16 protein-coding genes are annotated in these 16187 nt (G+C 39.2%); 13 read left to right on the forward strand and 3 right to left on the reverse strand.

What is annotated here, in order from left to right:
• Positions 1-9 precede the first annotated feature (9 nt).
• From lptE to OZX61_RS01825, 3 genes are all read right to left on the reverse strand, one after another.
• Positions 10-534, reverse strand: coding sequence for an LPS assembly lipoprotein LptE (lptE, locus tag OZX61_RS01815; RefSeq protein ID WP_195771404.1), 525 nt, complete (start codon positions 532-534; stop codon positions 10-12).
• A 16-nt stretch (positions 535-550) separates the two neighbouring features.
• Positions 551-3178: a leucine--tRNA ligase gene (gene leuS / locus OZX61_RS01820; protein ID WP_277095120.1), complete on the reverse strand. Its 2628-nt coding sequence runs from the start codon at positions 3176-3178 to the stop codon at positions 551-553.
• A gap of 133 nt (positions 3179-3311) precedes the next feature.
• Entirely contained in the window at positions 3312-3644 is a 333-nt protein-coding gene (locus tag OZX61_RS01825; protein WP_277095121.1) for a DUF4124 domain-containing protein, read from the reverse strand.
• Positions 3645-4133: 489 nt separating this feature from the next.
• Between OZX61_RS01825 and OZX61_RS01830 the strand changes: the two genes are divergently transcribed.
• The 13 genes from OZX61_RS01830 (at position 4134) to bamB (ending at position 16187) form a co-directional block, all read left to right on the forward strand.
• Positions 4134-5861 carry an acetolactate synthase 3 large subunit gene (locus tag OZX61_RS01830; RefSeq protein WP_195771401.1) on the forward strand — a complete coding sequence of 576 codons (1728 nt, stop codon included), beginning with the start codon at positions 4134-4136 and terminating at the stop codon, positions 5859-5861.
• Positions 5858-6349, forward strand: a complete 492-nt coding sequence (gene ilvN, locus OZX61_RS01835) for an acetolactate synthase small subunit (RefSeq protein WP_195771400.1) — start codon at positions 5858-5860, stop codon at positions 6347-6349. The genes OZX61_RS01830 and ilvN overlap by 4 nt, the downstream gene beginning before the upstream one ends.
• Before the next feature lie 34 nt (positions 6350-6383).
• Positions 6384-7400, forward strand: a complete 1017-nt coding sequence (ilvC, locus tag OZX61_RS01840) for a ketol-acid reductoisomerase (RefSeq protein WP_195771399.1) — start codon at positions 6384-6386, stop codon at positions 7398-7400.
• 150 nt (positions 7401-7550) lie between these two features.
• Complete coding sequence (locus OZX61_RS01845) at positions 7551-8102, forward strand: phosphatase PAP2 family protein (protein ID WP_277095122.1); 552 nt, start codon at positions 7551-7553, stop codon at positions 8100-8102.
• Positions 8103-8182: 80 nt separating this feature from the next.
• Positions 8183-8383: a Fe-S cluster assembly protein IscX gene (iscX, locus tag OZX61_RS01850; protein ID WP_195771397.1), complete on the forward strand. Its 201-nt coding sequence runs from the start codon at positions 8183-8185 to the stop codon at positions 8381-8383.
• 105 nt (positions 8384-8488) lie between these two features.
• Positions 8489-8920, forward strand: coding sequence for a nucleoside-diphosphate kinase (gene ndk / locus OZX61_RS01855; protein WP_195771396.1), 432 nt, complete (start codon positions 8489-8491; stop codon positions 8918-8920).
• A gap of 119 nt (positions 8921-9039) precedes the next feature.
• A complete protein-coding gene (gene rlmN / locus OZX61_RS01860; protein ID WP_195771395.1) occupies positions 9040-10269 on the forward strand; it encodes a 23S rRNA (adenine(2503)-C(2))-methyltransferase RlmN in 1230 nt (409 codons plus the stop codon).
• 20 nt (positions 10270-10289) lie between these two features.
• Complete coding sequence (gene pilW, locus OZX61_RS01865) at positions 10290-11087, forward strand: type IV pilus biogenesis/stability protein PilW (protein ID WP_195771394.1); 798 nt, start codon at positions 10290-10292, stop codon at positions 11085-11087.
• A complete protein-coding gene (locus OZX61_RS01870; protein WP_195771393.1) occupies positions 11078-11863 on the forward strand; it encodes a helix-turn-helix domain-containing protein in 786 nt (261 codons plus the stop codon). Before pilW ends, OZX61_RS01870 begins: the two co-directional genes overlap by 10 nt.
• Before the next feature lie 22 nt (positions 11864-11885).
• Positions 11886-13004, forward strand: a complete 1119-nt coding sequence (gene ispG / locus OZX61_RS01875; RefSeq protein WP_277095123.1) for a flavodoxin-dependent (E)-4-hydroxy-3-methylbut-2-enyl-diphosphate synthase — start codon at positions 11886-11888, stop codon at positions 13002-13004.
• A complete protein-coding gene (hisS, locus tag OZX61_RS01880) occupies positions 13001-14290 on the forward strand; it encodes a histidine--tRNA ligase (protein ID WP_277095125.1) in 1290 nt (429 codons plus the stop codon). The genes ispG and hisS overlap by 4 nt, the downstream gene beginning before the upstream one ends.
• 34 nt (positions 14291-14324) lie before the next feature.
• On the forward strand, positions 14325-15032 hold the full coding sequence (locus OZX61_RS01885; RefSeq protein WP_277095127.1) for a tetratricopeptide repeat protein: 708 nt from the start codon (positions 14325-14327) through the stop codon (positions 15030-15032).
• The gene (gene bamB, locus OZX61_RS01890) at positions 15033-16187 is read left to right on the forward strand and encodes an outer membrane protein assembly factor BamB (RefSeq protein ID WP_277095128.1); all 1155 of its coding nucleotides are present in this window, start codon (positions 15033-15035) and stop codon (positions 16185-16187) included.

Raw genomic sequence — 16187 nt, forward strand, 5'->3', positions numbered from 1 at the left:
AATGATCAATTATTTTGTATCTTGTACAGTTGTTATCGTAGGTAATCGATTGGTTGAAATCTGACGTGACATTTGTTGTGCTACGTCATCTACTAGCATGTCATTCAGATAAGACTCTTCGTTATCATCGACGTTTACCGTAGCCACATTATATTGGTAGCTTTTAACGCTAGAAATCGTGCGTGGCTCTGTAATTGGTGTGCCGTTGCGGTCTTCAATTTGGAACGTAACATCTAAATGTAAAATGACTTCGGCAACACGACCGCTGAGTTTTTGACGACGATATTGATAGTCCAATACATGGAGGGTATAAGCATTTGAACTGTCATCAAATTTAGCTCCATTACCTGTTAAATATACTTTAAGTTTTTCACCTAAGTTTGCTGTATTTGAAGGTAAATCGAGCTTTAAGTGTTGATATACCAAAGGTGTCGCACTAGGACCATGGCCAACAAGATGAAAGCCACAGCCCACTAAGCTTGCACTTAGGCCTAAAGTTAAAATAACTGCTGAGAGACGTTGGACTAAGTGCATGCTTTTTCCTTTTCTGTTAAACCACGAGGTTTACGAGTTTATTTGGAACAACAATCTCTTTTTTTGTTGGTCCTGTTAAAAATTGTTGTACTTCTGGTAATGCTTTCGCTTGGGCAAGAATATCTTCTTTAGAAAGATCTGTTGCAACTTCAAGTTTACCACGAAGTTTACCATTAACTTGAACAACGATGGTTTGTGTATTGCGTGTAAGTGCTGATTCATCAACCACAGGGAATGTTGTTTGAGTTAAATCAATTTTAAACTCAGCTAAAAGCGTTTGACTTAAGTGTGGTGCAAATGGAGCAAGCATCGTAAGTAAAGCAATAATAGATTCTTGCTCAACAGCAAGATCATTATCAGACACTGCATTAAACTTGGTAATTGAGTTTAATAGCTCCATTTGTGCCGCAATTGCTGTATTGAATGCATGACGACGTTCAATGTCATCACCCACTTTAGCAATCGTTTCGTGCGTTTTACGTCGTAAATCTTGTGCATCTTTAGACACAGTTGCTTTGTCTAATTGAAGTGACTTATTAGAAGTTTTTTCTAAAAAGCTTGCAGTTAAACGCCATACTCGTTTTAAGAAACGATTTGAACCCTCTACACCAGCATCAGACCATTCGAGTGATTGATCGGGTGGAGCAGCAAACATCATGAAGACACGTGCTGTATCTGCGCCGTATTGATTCATAATTGCTTGAGGATCGATACCGTTGTTTTTGGATTTAGACATTTTTTCTTGTCCACCAATAACAACAGGCTGTCCATCTGCTTTTAAAATAGCAGATGTAATACGGCCTTTCTCATCACGAATCAATTCAATTTCATTTGGATTGAACCAAGTTTTTTTACCACTTGTTTCTTCACGGTAGAACGTATCTGCAAGTACCATACCTTGAGTAAGAAGATTCGTAAAAGGTTCATTTCCTTGAACTACACCTTCATCACGCATTAGTTTATGGAAAAAGCGTGCGTAAAGTAAATGTAAAATCGCATGTTCTACACCACCAATATATTGATTGATAGGCAACCATGTTTGCGCTGCTTCAGGCTTAACCATGCCACCTGTAAAGTCAGGAGATGCATAACGTGCATAGTACCAAGAAGACTCTACAAATGTATCTAACGTGTCTGTTTCACGTCTTGCTGCACTACCACAGTTTGGACACGTGGTTTCGTAGAATTCAGGCATTTTTGCAAGTGGATTTCCCGAACCATCTGGAACAACATCTGTAGGTAAAACAACAGGAAGCTGATCTTCAGGAACAGGTACTTGACCACAAGATTCGCAGTTAATCATTGGAATTGGACAACCCCAATAACGCTGACGAGATACACCCCAATCACGTAAACGGAATTGAACTTTTTTGCTTGCAAGTTCTTTTGGTGCTAACAATTCAATAAATGCATCAAAAGCAGCTTGGAATGTTAATCCATCAAACTGCCCAGAATGAACAAGTTTACCTTCTTTACTGCCATACCAATCTTGCCATTCAGTTGGATTGTAAGGTTGATCATTTTCGCCTTGAGCATCTATGACTTGTTTAATAGGTAAACCAAATTTGTTCGCAAATTCAAAGTCGCGTTCATCATGTGCTGGTACGGCCATAACAGCACCAGAGCCGTAGCTCATAAGAACATAGTTCGCAATCCAAACTTCTACATCTTCACCAGTAATCGGATGCTTAACGTAAAGTCCAGTTGAAATACCTTTCTTTTCAGCTGTTGCTAAGTCTGCTTCTGAAACTGAACCATGACGACATTCTTCGATAAATGCATTAAGTTCAGGGCGTAACTCGGCTGCTTTTTTAGCCATTGGGTGTTCTGCGGCAATTGCGACATAAGTCACACCCATTAGCGTATCTGGTCGAGTGGTATAGACCGTCAATCCATCTGCGTAGATTTCTGTATTGGCAGATGGGAAAGTAATATCCATGCCTTCAGAGCGGCCAATCCAGTTGCGTTGCATTGTAAGTACTTGCTGTGGCCAACCTTCTTTTAGCTGATCTAAATCATCAAGTAATTCTTGAGCATAATCTGTAATGCGGAAGTAATACATTGGAATATCACGTTTTTCAACCAATGCACCTGAACGCCAGCCTCTACCATTTTCAACTTGCTCATTTGCGAGGACTGTTTGATCTACAGGATCCCAGTTTACTGTCGAGAGTTTACGATAAATTAAACCTTTTTTATAAAGTTGAACAAATAACCATTGTTCCCAGCGGTAATATTCTGGTGTACATGTCGCAATTTCACGATCCCAATCAACGGCTAAACCCAGTCGTTTTAACTCGTTACGCATGTAATCAATATTTTCAAATGTCCATTTCGCAGGTGCAACTTTATGCGCAATTGCTGCATTTTCTGCAGGTAGACCAAAAGCATCCCAACCCATTGGTTGTAAAACAGTTTCACCTTTGAGCTGATGGAAGCGACTCAGGACATCACCTATTGCATAGTTACGTACATGCCCCATATGTAGTTTGCCGCTAGGATATGGAAACATAGATAGAATGTAACGATGTTTACCTTCAACAGTGTCGGCAACTTTAAAAACTTTGCGATCAGCCCAATCTTGTTGAACTTTAGGCTCAATCGCATTTGCTTGGTATTCGGGGTCAATATGTGATGTAGTCATAAAAATTTAATCGATGACGAATTAGAGTTAAAAAGTTAGTACAGCATATCGCAAAATGCCCATAAAAGTGAATTTTGCGAGATAAATTCTATCAGCTATTTTTAATCTATCCATATTCACCAATGAATTATAGTTACCTTGGTGGTAACTCGGACTCATCTCCATTATTTTCAGGAATAGGTTGTGTCATCGGCATAGGTGCAGGAGCATGAGGGTCATTCGGCACATACGCATTGTTATTGTTACTCGCATTGGAGTCACTGCTTTGGGTGTATGGACTGTTGTAAGTTTTAACAACACCCTGACTTGCAATACCTTTTTGCTTCGGCGGTGGTGTGGTTGTGTAATGCGTAGAACCACTGGCATCTGTCCATTTATAAAAATTTTGTGCATGAGAAGCTATTGGAGCGATACATACAGTCGCTAGAGACGCGAGATGTATCATTTTTTTAAAACTCAAAATCATTTTTTCGCCTTTTGTGTGATGTAATGCTCATATTAATATAAATGGATTATGTGACAATGGGAAAAAATTTCTTTTAAATTTCTTTTTGAAATAAAAAGTATCGAAATGTGTTTGAAAGCTATCCAAGATAGTAGAGATTTTCTTGATATTGCAGATTCTGAGATAAGAATTACGAAAAAATAGCAGAAGTCTTGACATTTCATGCTGAAAAAACAAGAATGCTCAATATATCTACTTCATTTGACCACCCTTCAAATAAAGTAGTAGCAATGGGCATGCGCTCTAGCCGAGTTGTTATGTTTAGAAAAAAACGATGTTTATCCCAGCATGTTTTGTCAGGTTTCGTGTGTAAAAAACCACATTGAATCTTCTTTTCTCCTATTGCAAGATTAATCGTTAAAGCTGTGTTATAAAGAAGCACAGTGAGTGTAAAAATTAAAAGTGCTATATGTCTCCCATATGGTACGAAAAACAATAGGGTGAATCACGTTGGAACTTCTTTCTGGTGGTGAAATGCTCGTTCGCGCGCTTGCGGACGAGGGTGTTGAGCAGGTTTTTGGTTACCCAGGCGGTGCCGTACTGCATATCTATGATGCACTTTTTAGACAAGATAAAATTCAGCATTACTTGGTCCGTCATGAGCAAGCAGCAGGCCATATGGCAGATGCCTATGCTCGTGTTACAGGAAAAACAGGTGTAGTGCTTGTTACGTCTGGACCTGGTGCAACAAATACAGTTACACCAATTGCAACTGCATATATGGATTCTATTCCAATGGTGGTCCTATCTGGACAAGTGGCGTCACATCTTATTGGTGAAGATGCTTTCCAAGAGACAGATATGGTGGGTGTGTCTAGACCAATTGTAAAACATAGTTTTCAAGTGCGTCATGCAAGCGAAATTCCTGAAATTATTAAAAAAGCATTTTACATTGCCTCAAGTGGACGCCCGGGCCCTGTTGTTATTGATATTCCAAAAGACGCAACGAATCCAGTAGATAAGTTTGCCTATGAATATCCTGACAAGGTGAAAATGCGCTCTTATCAGCCACCGAGTCGTGGCCATGCTGGACAAATTCGTAAGGCTGTAGATGAGTTAATTAGTGCCAAACGCCCTGTAATTTATACAGGTGGTGGTTTGGTACAAGGCAATGGCTCTGAATTATTGACCGAAATTGCACACCTTTTAAACTATCCTGTAACCAGTACATTAATGGGGTTGGGTGGTTTTGATGGTACAGACGATCAATTCCTAGGAATGCTAGGAATGCATGGAACATATGAAGCCAATATGGCAATGCATAATGCAGATGTTATTTTTGCAATAGGCGCACGTTTCGATGACCGTGTAACGAATAGCCCTGCAAGATTCTGTCCAAATGCAAAAATTATTCATATTGATATTGATCCTGCATCGATTTCAAAAACAATTTTGGCACATGTTCCTATCGTCGGCGCTGTTGAGCCTGTATTACAAGAAATGCTTGCGCAGTTAAAGCAGTTAGATGTATCGAAGCCAAATGCAGATGTTATTTCTGATTGGTGGAAGCAAATTAATGAGTGGCGTGACCACCATGGTTTAAAATATACACCTGCTGTCAATAATTTGATTAAGCCACAGCAAGCGATTGAAGCTTTATATAAAGTCACTCATGGCGATGCCATCATTACTTCTGATGTTGGGCAACATCAAATGTTTAGTGCAATGTATTACAAATACAAGCGTCCACGTCAATGGGTAAACTCTGGCGGTTTGGGGACTATGGGTGTAGGTTTACCTTATGCAATGGGTGCTAAACTTGCGCATCCAGATCAGCAAGTGGTTTGTGTAACAGGTGATGGCTCAATTCAAATGTGTATTCAAGAGCTATCTACATGTAAGCAATATGGCTTAAATGTAAAAATCTTATGCTTGAATAACGGCTCATTGGGTATGGTTCGTCAGTGGCAAGACATGAATTACGAAGGTCGTCATTCGCAATCATATGTTGAATCGTTACCAGATTTTCCTAAACTCATGGAAGCATATGGTCATGTTGCAATTACGATTAATCATGCAGATGAGCTTGAAGAAAAACTAGCAGAAGCAATGGCTATTAATGATAAGTGTGTGTTTATTAATGTCATGGTAGAACACTCTGAGCATGTATATCCAATGCAAATTCCAGGTCAAGCAATGAAAGACATGTGGCTGGCTAAGGGAGAGCGTACGTCATGAGACATATTATTTCTGTTTTAATTGAAAATGAGTCGGGCGCACTTTCTCGTTTGGTTGGTTTATTTAGTCAACGTGGATATAACATTGAAACGTTAAACGTTGCACCGACTGAAGATGAAACATTATCACGTCTTACGCTGACCACTTATGGCGATGATCATAAAATTGAGCAGATTACAAAGCAGTTGAATAAACTGATTGAGGTGGTCAAAGTTGTGGCATTAAGTGAAAGTGCACATATTGAACGTGAACTTATGCTCATTAAGGTAAAGGCATCGGGTATTGCACGTGATGAAATTAAGCGAACAGCAGATATTTTCCGTGCCAGTATTATTGATGTGACTCCAACAACCTACACCGTACAAATTGTAGGTACAGCCGAAAAACTTGATGGTTTCATGGATGCTTTGGCCGAAAATACAATTTTAGAAGTAGTGCGTTCTGGTGTATCTGGAATTGCACGTGGCGAAAAAGTTTTAAGTATTTAATTAAATTAAGAAAGATTTTTACTGGAGATAACAAATGCAAATTTTTTATGATAAAGACTGTGACTTGTCAATCATTCAAGGCAAAAAAGTAGCAATTATTGGATATGGTTCACAAGGTCATGCGCATGCTTTAAACCTTAAAGACTCTGGCGTAGAAGTTACTGTAGGTTTACGTGCGAACTCTGCATCATGGAAAAAAGCAGAAGGTGCTGGCTTAAAAGTAGCTGAAGTACCAGAAGCTGTAAAAGGTGCAGATCTTGTAATGATCTTAACACCAGATGAGTTCCAGTCTCAGCTTTACCGTGATGTGATTGAACCGAATATCAAAGAAGGTGCAACACTTGCATTTGCACATGGTTTTGCTGTGTTATATAACCAAGTTGTACCACGTAAAGACCTAGACGTAATTATGATTGCGCCAAAAGCACCTGGTCATACTGTACGTTCAGAATTCCAGCGTGGTTCTGGTGTTCCAGATCTTATTGCAATCCATCAAGATGCTTCTGGTAATGCACGTAACGTTGCACTTTCTTATGCTTCAGGCGTAGGTGGTGGTCGTACAGGTATTATTGAAACTTCATTCCGTGAAGAAACAGAAACTGATCTTTTCGGTGAGCAAGCTGTACTTTGTGGCGGTGCAGTTGAACTTGTAAAAGCAGGCTTTGAAACATTAGTTGAAGCAGGCTATTCACCAGAAATGGCATACTTTGAATGCTTACATGAGTTGAAATTAATTGTAGACTTAATGTTCGAGGGTGGTATTGCAGATATGAACTACTCAGTATCAAATAATGCTGAGTATGGTGAATATGTAACAGGACCTGAAGTGATTAATGACCAATCACGTGAAGCAATGCGTAATGCACTTAAACGTATTCAGTCTGGCGAATATGCGAAAATGTTTATTCAAGAAGGTGCTTTAAACTACCCATCTATGACTGCACGTCGTCGTCAAAATGCAGCACATGGTATTGAAGTAACTGGTGGAAAGCTACGTGCAATGATGCCATGGATTAAAGCAAATAAAATTATTGATAAAGATAAAAACTAATTTATCTTTTGAATAAAAAAAGCCTCACTTTACCGTGGGGCTTTTTTTATGGTATTCATAATGGTGTCATGCTTTAACGATAAGTTGAGTGGTGAAAATAATTAATAATATTGATCGCTTGAAATTAGAAAAATGGTTTGGGGGGCAATCGTGATGTTACAAGATCTAAAAATAAGAATGCTCGCGCTTGATTTAAAAGGGTGTATTTATTTAAATCAATTTTCTCAGGTCAAGGCTGTAGCAAAATTTTTTAAAGTGATAAGCCGCTTGGGAGATGGAGGTTTTTGGTATGCCATGATGTTTCTTGTTTGGTATATGCAATCAACCAGTTATTTATTCCAAATACTTTATTTAATGGTAGCAAGTAGTTGCGCAACGCTTTTATATAAACTACTTAAGCATAAAACGACGCGACCCAGACCTTACCAAGTCCATCAGGTCATTGTATTGGGAGAACGCCCCTTAGACCATTTTAGTTTTCCATCGGGTCATACCTTACATGCAGTTTTATCGACCATTGTCTTGGGGTATATTCAGCCTGTTTTGTTATTCTTTATGATGCCATTTACTTTGTGTGTTGCATTATCGCGCATGGTATTGGGGTTACATTATCCGAGTGATGTTTTGGTAGGTGCAATTTTAGGTACAGTCTTAGCTATAACAGTTATTCACTTGTCGTTTCATTTAAATATTTTGTTATAGAAAAATAAGTAGTCATGAATTCCGTCTGATTTTTTTGTTAAAGTAGCTTAAGTTTAAATTTTTGAATCTAGGAAGTAGTTATGGCTTTACGTTGGACAGATACTATTGATATTGCAATTGAGCTGTCAGAAGCACATCCAGAGGTAGACCCGCAGTGGGTAAGATTTACAGATTTACATGCATGGATTTGTGCTTTGCCTGAGTTTGGTGATGATCCCAATAAATCTACAGAGGGCTTACTTGAAGCGATTCAAATGGCTTGGATTGATGAAGCAGACTAAAAAACACATAAAAAACTAGACTTTTATAGATTCAAAGCTGATTATTTCGGCTGACACCGCTATAATGCGGAAAATTTTTTTCACCTCTTGTTTAAGGAGCCAATCATGGCAATTGAACGTACGTTATCAATCGTAAAACCTGACGCAGTTGCAAAAAACCACATCGGTGATATTTTTGCACGTTTTGAAAAAGCTGGTCTTAAAGTTGTTGCAACAAAAATGAAGCATTTGTCTAAAGCTGAAGCTGAAGGTTTCTATGCTGAGCACAAAGAGCGCGGTTTCTTTGGCGATCTAGTTGCATTCATGACTTCTGGTCCTGTTGTAGTATCTGTTCTTGAAGGTGAAAATGCTGTATTAGCTCACCGTGATATCTTAGGTGCAACAAACCCTAAAGAAGCTGCTGAAGGTACAATTCGTGCAGATTTTGCTGTAAGCATCGATGAAAATGCTGCTCACGGTTCTGACTCTGTAGAATCTGCTGCGCGTGAAGTTTCTTACTTCTTCGCACAAACAGAAGTTTGCCCACGTACACGTTAATTCGTCGGCCACTTCAAACCAGATAAGTGTTATAATGCTTATCTGGTTTTTTATGCTTTACATTTTTGCTTGAAAAGCATTCTCTTTTTTTCTCTTTCGACATTATTTAGGTAATATACATGGCTCATGAAGCAGTTAGTTCATCGTCTGTTACGGGTGAACACCATAACGCCACATCTCAGCCTGAGAATACAACCCCAAAAGTTAATCTCATGGGTATGTCGAGGGCGGAATTAGAGACGTTTTTTGAAAGTCTAGGCGAGAAAAAGTTTCGTGCTGGGCAGGTCATGAAATGGATTCACCAGTATTTTGTAACTGATTTTGCAGAAATGACAAATATTTCTGGGAAACTGCGTGAAAAATTAGAACGTATTAGTGAAATTAAAGCCCCTGAGGTTGTACACAGAAACTATTCTAAAGATGGTACCCGTAAATGGGTTTTCCGCGTGGGAGACGGGGCGGGTTCACTGGTAGAAACTGTGCTTATTCCAGCCGATGATAAAACTGGGGCAAGAAAAACATTATGTATTTCTTCACAAGTGGGTTGCGCCCTTGACTGTTCTTTTTGTTCTACAGGGAAGCAAGGTTTCCAGCGCGATTTAACACCAGATGAAATTATTGGACAACTTTGGGTTGCAAATCAGTCTTATATGGAAGATGTGGCACTTGCTGATCGTACACGTTCTGTAACGAATGTTGTGATGATGGGTATGGGTGAGCCATTATTAAATTTCAAACCTGTGGTTAAAGCAATGTCTCTTATGTTGGATGATTTTGCTTATGGGATGTCTAAACGCCGTGTAACTTTGTCTACCTCGGGTGTTGTACCCATGATGGATAAACTGTCAGAGGAACTTGATGTTGCATTGGCTATTTCGTTGCATGCACCTAACGATGCTTTGCGTAACGAGCTTGTGCCTATTAATAAAAAGTATCCTTTAGCGCAACTTATTGGCGCTGCACAGCGTTATATTCGCAAAGATGGTAACGAAAGTGCACGTAAACATGTCACAATCGAGTATGTCATGCTAGATGGTGTAAACGATCACGCTGAACATGCACAACAACTTATACAATTATTGAAAGATTTACCAAGTAAAATAAATTTAATTCCGTTTAACCCGTTCCCTCATGCACCTTATGGGCGTTCTAGCAGAAATAGAATTATTGCTTTTCAAAAGGCTTTATCTGATGCTGGTTTTGTATGTACAATTCGTCAAACGCGTGGTGATGATATTGACGCAGCATGTGGGCAACTCGTTGGACAGGTCGCGGATCGAACGCGTCGTGCAGAGCAATGGAAAAAGAAAATTGCACAGCAAGGCGAAATTATTCGATCTCAAGGATAAAATAATGTAGAGGCAAGTGCGTGAAAAAAATATCATCATATGCAGTTGTGGGGCTAATTTTAAGTTTAACCTTACAGGGGTGCCAGACCACCCAAAGCAATCTGAAGCAAGATCCTAAAAAATCTGCTGAAGTAAGAACACAAATTGCAGCAGAATATATTCGTTCTGGCGATTTGGATGCAGCAAAACGGTCTTTAGATGAGGCATTACAAAAAGATGACCGTGATGCAACTGCAAATATGATGATGGGTGTGTTATTACAACAAGAAGGTAGTCCAAGTAACCTTGAAAAAGCAGATCGTTACTTTAAAAGAGCAATTTCTTTAAATTCAACAGATGCGCAAATTCGTAATAACTATGGTCGTTATCTTTACCAATTGGGTCGCTATAATGAGGCAGAGAAGCAATTACAAATTGCGGGCTCTACATTAGGTTACGATCAAAGAGCCATGGCCTTAGAAAATCTTGGACAAACCTATTTGCGTTTGGGGAATACAACTGCTGCTGAGCAGGCTTTCATGAGTGCACTAAGAGCTGATCAGAGTTCTCCTGTTGCTTTGGTAGAATTGGCAGAAATTATGTATCAGCGCCAACAATATAATACGGCTTCAGATTTTTATGAGGGCTATGTACGTATTGTTGGTAGCAAAAATCAAAGTGCTCAAGCACTTTGGGTTGGAATTCGCATTGCGCGTGCGAATGGTGATAATATGAGTATGCAGATCTTGGTGAATCAGTTGCGCGCATTATATCCTGATAGCCAAGAATATCAGCGTTATTTGAAATTACAGTACAGTACTGAGGCGGTATGGAAGTAAATCCAAATTCACAACAATCGGCAGGTAAGCAGTCGACTCCGAATACATTAGGTAATGTCCAACGTCCTGGTGAATACTTACGCCATGTTCGCCTAAATAAAAAGTATGACTTATCTTCTATTGCGCAAGCGCTTAATATTCCATTGCGTACGATTGAAGCTTTAGAGAAAGATGATTATAAATCATTGCCTGAGCCTGCCTTTATTAAAGGATATTATCGTAGTTATGCCAAACATTTAGATGTAGATGCTTCGACAATTATTCAAAGATTTGATGAAATTTATCAAAATGATACGGGACTGCAAGCACACCATGGGTTAAAAGACTCTCCAATAAAAATTATGGGGAAACTTTCTGGTTCTAATAAAGAAAGAAGTCGTAAATGGTTAAAGCGTGTTGTCATACTTGTTGTTGTGTTATTGGTGGCATGGCTAATTATTGCTGGTATTCAAAATTGGATGGCGAAGAAGAAACAAGCGCAACCTGCAAATGCACAATCTAACGTACAAGTGATTTCAGTCGATCAAGGCGGAGCTATATCTGGCGATCGTTTAGAACTTCATATTTCTCGTCCAACATCTTTAAATATTGTCGATTCGACAGGAAAAGTATTGGCGACTGGTCGTCAAGCTGAAAGTTTAAATTTGACAGGACAGACACCATTTCAAATTCGTTTGAACGATGCTGATGCAGTGTCATTAAAATTAAATGGTGAACCTATTTCATTGTCTCCATATACGGTAAATGGTAAAGCAGATTTCCGTTTATCACGTTAAAAGACAAAGTTGAGCAGTAATAATGATAGTAAACCCGATTAAGCGTCGCCCAACCCGAAAAATACGTGTTGGTTCTGTCTATGTTGGTGGTGATGCACCGATTAGTGTTCAAAGTATGACCAATACTGAAACATGTGATGTAGATGCAACTGTCGCACAGATTCAGCGTTGTGCACAAGCTGGTGCAGATATCATGCGTGTATCTGTGCCTTCTATGGAAGCTGCTCGTGCTTTTGGTGAAATTCGAAAACAAGTGGATGTACCACTGGTTGCAGATATTCATTTTGACTATAAGATTGCGTTAGCGGTTGCTGATTACGGGGTGGATTGTTTAAGAATTAATCCAGGAAATATTGGTTCTGAGCAAAAAATTAGAGAAGTTGTTGCTGCTGCGAAACATCATGGCATTTCTATGCGTATAGGTGTAAATGCGGGCTCACTTGAAAAAGACTTACAAAAAAAATATGGTGAACCGACAGGCGAAGCCTTGCTCGAATCTGCTTTACGTCATATAGATATTTTAGATCGTCTAAACTTTCATGAGTTTAAAGTAAGCGTAAAAGCATCAAATGTATTTTTAACCCTTGATGCCTATCGACTTCTCTCACAACAGATTGATAATCCTCTGCACTTAGGTGTGACTGAAGCAGGCATTTACCGTACAGGTACTGTCAAATCAGCCATTGCACTAGGCGGATTGCTACTCGATGGTATTGGCGACACAATGCGTATTTCTTTGGCAGCAGAGCCAGAAGAAGAAATAAAAATCGGGTTTGATATTTTAAAATCGCTCAGCTTACGTTCAAATGGTATTAACTTTATTGCGTGTCCAAGTTGTTCACGTCAGGAGTTTAATGTCATTAAGGTCATGCAATCTCTCGAGGAACGTTTAGAAGATATTCGTACACCTATGGATGTCTCAGTCATTGGCTGTAAAGTAAACGGTCCAGGCGAAGCAAAAGAGGCAGATATTGGGGTAGTTGGTGCAAGCCCGCGTTCACTTGTTTATCGTAACGGTGATAAAAGCCATCTCATCGACACCAACCATTTGGTCGATGAAATCGAAACGATGGTTCGCCAACGTGTTAAAGAGCTTGAAAAAGCAAAATCAAAAGAAATTATTCGTAGTTCATCATCATGAGTTCAATTGTTGCAATTAAAGGTTTTAACGATATTCTTCCAACACAAACGCCTGCATGGCGACGTTTGGAGCATCATTTAGCATCATTAATGGATGCATACGGTTACCAACAAATTCGTTTGCCAATTGTCGAGCAAACAGGGTTATTTAAGCGTGCAATTGGTGATGCAACAGATATTGTTGAAAAGGAAATGTATACCTTTTTAGACAAAGGTAATCCACCAGAATCGTTGACGTTACGCCCTGAAGGTACAGCAGGCTGTGTTCGTGCCATGCTTGAGCATAACCTACTTCGTGGTGCGACACCTCGCGTATGGTATGTCGGCCCAATGTTTCGTTATGAAAAGCCTCAAAAAGGTCGTTATCGTCAATTTCACCAGTTTGGTGTGGAAACATTTGGTGTTGCAACACCTGACATTGAAGCAGAATTAATACTCATGACAGCGCGTTTGTGGAAACAAATGGGTGTGCTAGATAAAGTACAACTTGAGTTGAATACTTTGGGTGAAATGGATGAGCGTACAGCTTATCGTAATGCATTAGTTGAGTTTCTTACAGAGCATCAAGCTGATCTTGATGAAGACTCTAAACGTCGTTTAAGCACAAATCCTCTACGTATTTTAGATTCGAAAGATGAAAAAACTCAGAAAATTTTAGAAAATGCACCAAAATTGCATGACTTTATGCAAGAAGAAAGTATGGCGCATTTTAATCAACTAAAAGAATACCTCTCGGATGCAGGCATTTCTTTTGTTGTGAATCAAAAGCTTGTGCGTGGATTAGACTACTATAATAAGACTGTTTTTGAATGGACAACCACAGCATTAGGTTCGCAAGGAACAGTATGTGCAGGTGGTCGTTACGATGGCCTTGTTGGACAACTTAAAGGTAAGGCAAATCAATCTGTACCAGCTGTTGGTTTTGCAATGGGTATGGAGCGTCTTCTATTATTGTTAGAGCAAGTAGAAGAAGTGAAAGCTGTTCGTGATTGTGAAGTTTTCTTAGTGGCTGATCCAAAATATCAAGGTAAGGCACTCGTTTTAGCAGAAAAACTAAGAAATGAGTTAGAGGCTGTAGGCTCAACTATTCGCTTAAAAGTAGGCTCTCAAGGTAGTATGAAAAGCCAAATGAAAAAAGCAGATCAATCTGGTGCGACATTTGCAATGATTCTAGGCGAGCGTGAATATGAAGCTGGAAATGTAGCTTTTAAAACACTTGCAAATGCTGAACAAACCGAGATTGAAATTTCAGAAATTACTTCGTTTATTCTGAAACAGTTTTCTTAATTTATCTTATCTAATTTAGTGAAGGAACCGTCAGATGAGTAGTGCACTAACAGAAGAAGAGCAACTCGACAATTTAAAATCACTGACAAAAAAATATGGCTCAGCAGTTGTTAGTGGAGTACTCATTGCATTAATTGCGTTTTTTGGTTGGAACTATTGGCAGAAAAAGCAACTTGTAACAGGGCAAAATGAAACAGCTCGCGTACAACAACTGATGGATCAAGCCCAATCTGCTTCATTGACAGATAAAAATGCAATGATAGGTCTTGTTACCTCTGCAGATGCAATTGTGAATAATGGACCAGATACTGCACAAGCATTACAAGCAGAATTGGTGATTGCTAAGGCTTATACTGACCGTAGTGATTATGCATCTGCTGAACGTGCATTGAAAAAAGTACAAAGCGCTAAGGTTTCAGATGAAGGACTGATTGCGTTGGTCAATTTACATCTTGCATACGCACAAATTGCCCAAAACAAATATGATGAAGCAGTAAAAACTCTTGATTTAATCAAGTTGCCATCATTTAAGTCGACGGTAGATGAAGCACGCGGCGATATTTTTGTTTATAAAAATGATATAAATAACGCACGTACTGCTTATCAAAGCGCATGGAAAGAAGCTGTTGAACATAAACAGCAACCTCAAATTTTACGCACTAAACTAGAAAGTGTTGGCATTTTGGTAGATGATCCAGATATCGAAAGTCCAATTTTGAAAACACAAGCGGATGACTCTTAAATGAATAAAAGATTTAAAATACCTTTTGTGCTGACTCTTGTTGCTGCCGCTCTTGTGGGTTGCTCAAGCAATAAACCAAAAGTAGAAAAAATTAAACCTAATCCTCTTCCTAAGCTTGTTCAAGCAAAAACATTACATCAGGTTTTTTCTGAGCATGTTTCTGCAACCAATAAATATGATCCTCTACGTTTACAAATTGCTGTAGATAATGGAACTTTATTTTTGATTGATCCGAACAAAGATACAGTTGAAGCTTTTCAAGGCAATAAACGTCTTTGGGCAACACGTATTGCTAAGTATGAGACTCTAAGTGCTGGTGCTGTAGCAGATAGTGGTATGGTTATTGTGGGTAATCAAAAAGGTCAACTTTTTGCTTTGGACCAAGCAACAGGAACAGTAAAATGGACCAGCCAATTATCTGGCCCGATTATTACACCATCGCATATTCAACAAGGCCGTGTGATTACAGTAACTAATGATGGGAATGTGTATGCACATGACATTTCTTCTGGTCAACAGCTTTGGACTTATCGTTTACCAACAGTCACTTTAAGCTTACGTGGACAAGCTGCACCAACACAATTGGATCCAAATACGGTACTGATTGGAACAGCAAATGCCTATGTATATGGCATAGATGTTGTAAGTGGTATTCCTCGTCTGCAACGTCGTGTTTCCGTTGCTGAAGGTTCAACAGATATACAACGCTTGAACGATATCGATGGCGATCCTGTTATGATGGGTCAGTTTATGGTGACGACAAGCTATCAAGGACAAGTAACTGTCACAGACTTGCAGCAACAACAGGTTGTTTGGAGTGATAATGTTAGCAGTAATAAACGTCCACAAGTGACTCAAGATGCGGTATATGTCACTACAATGGATGGTAAAATTATTGCTTATGGCTTGTTGACAGGTGAGAAGTTGTGGGAAAATGATCAGCTTCTACATCGTAATTTAAGTAACCCTGTATTATTTGGCTCTGACCTTGTGGTTGGAGATTTTGATGGTGCATTAAGCTTACTTGATCCAAGTACAGGGAAAATTATTGGTCGCTCAATGACAAAAGGTGATGTGACGTCATTACGTGTTATTGATAACCAACTCTATGTTTCAACTCAAAAAGGCGCTTTAAGCGTTTGGCAGAATCGTTAA

Origin of the sequence: Acinetobacter sp. ESL0695 (assembly GCF_029392135.1) — a bacterium.
GTDB classification, from domain to species: domain Bacteria; phylum Pseudomonadota; class Gammaproteobacteria; order Pseudomonadales; family Moraxellaceae; genus Acinetobacter; species Acinetobacter pollinis.

Coding starts and splice junctions, on each gene's coding strand:
- lptE (WP_195771404.1), bottom strand. CDS start 534: ATGCACTTAGTCCAACGTCTCTCAGCAGTTATTTTAACTTTAGGCCTA.
- leuS (WP_277095120.1), bottom strand. CDS start 3,178: ATGACTACATCACATATTGACCCCGAATACCAAGCAAATGCGATTGAG.
- OZX61_RS01825 (WP_277095121.1), bottom strand. CDS start 3,644: ATGATTTTGAGTTTTAAAAAAATGATACATCTCGCGTCTCTAGCGACT.
- ilvN (WP_195771400.1), top strand. CDS start 5,858: ATGAGACATATTATTTCTGTTTTAATTGAAAATGAGTCGGGCGCACTT.
- ilvC (WP_195771399.1), top strand. CDS start 6,384: ATGCAAATTTTTTATGATAAAGACTGTGACTTGTCAATCATTCAAGGC.
- iscX (WP_195771397.1), top strand. CDS start 8,183: ATGGCTTTACGTTGGACAGATACTATTGATATTGCAATTGAGCTGTCA.
- ndk (WP_195771396.1), top strand. CDS start 8,489: ATGGCAATTGAACGTACGTTATCAATCGTAAAACCTGACGCAGTTGCA.
- rlmN (WP_195771395.1), top strand. CDS start 9,040: ATGGCTCATGAAGCAGTTAGTTCATCGTCTGTTACGGGTGAACACCAT.
- OZX61_RS01870 (WP_195771393.1), top strand. CDS start 11,078: ATGGAAGTAAATCCAAATTCACAACAATCGGCAGGTAAGCAGTCGACT.
- ispG (WP_277095123.1), top strand. CDS start 11,886: ATGATAGTAAACCCGATTAAGCGTCGCCCAACCCGAAAAATACGTGTT.
- hisS (WP_277095125.1), top strand. CDS start 13,001: ATGAGTTCAATTGTTGCAATTAAAGGTTTTAACGATATTCTTCCAACA.
- OZX61_RS01885 (WP_277095127.1), top strand. CDS start 14,325: ATGAGTAGTGCACTAACAGAAGAAGAGCAACTCGACAATTTAAAATCA.
- bamB (WP_277095128.1), top strand. CDS start 15,033: ATGAATAAAAGATTTAAAATACCTTTTGTGCTGACTCTTGTTGCTGCC.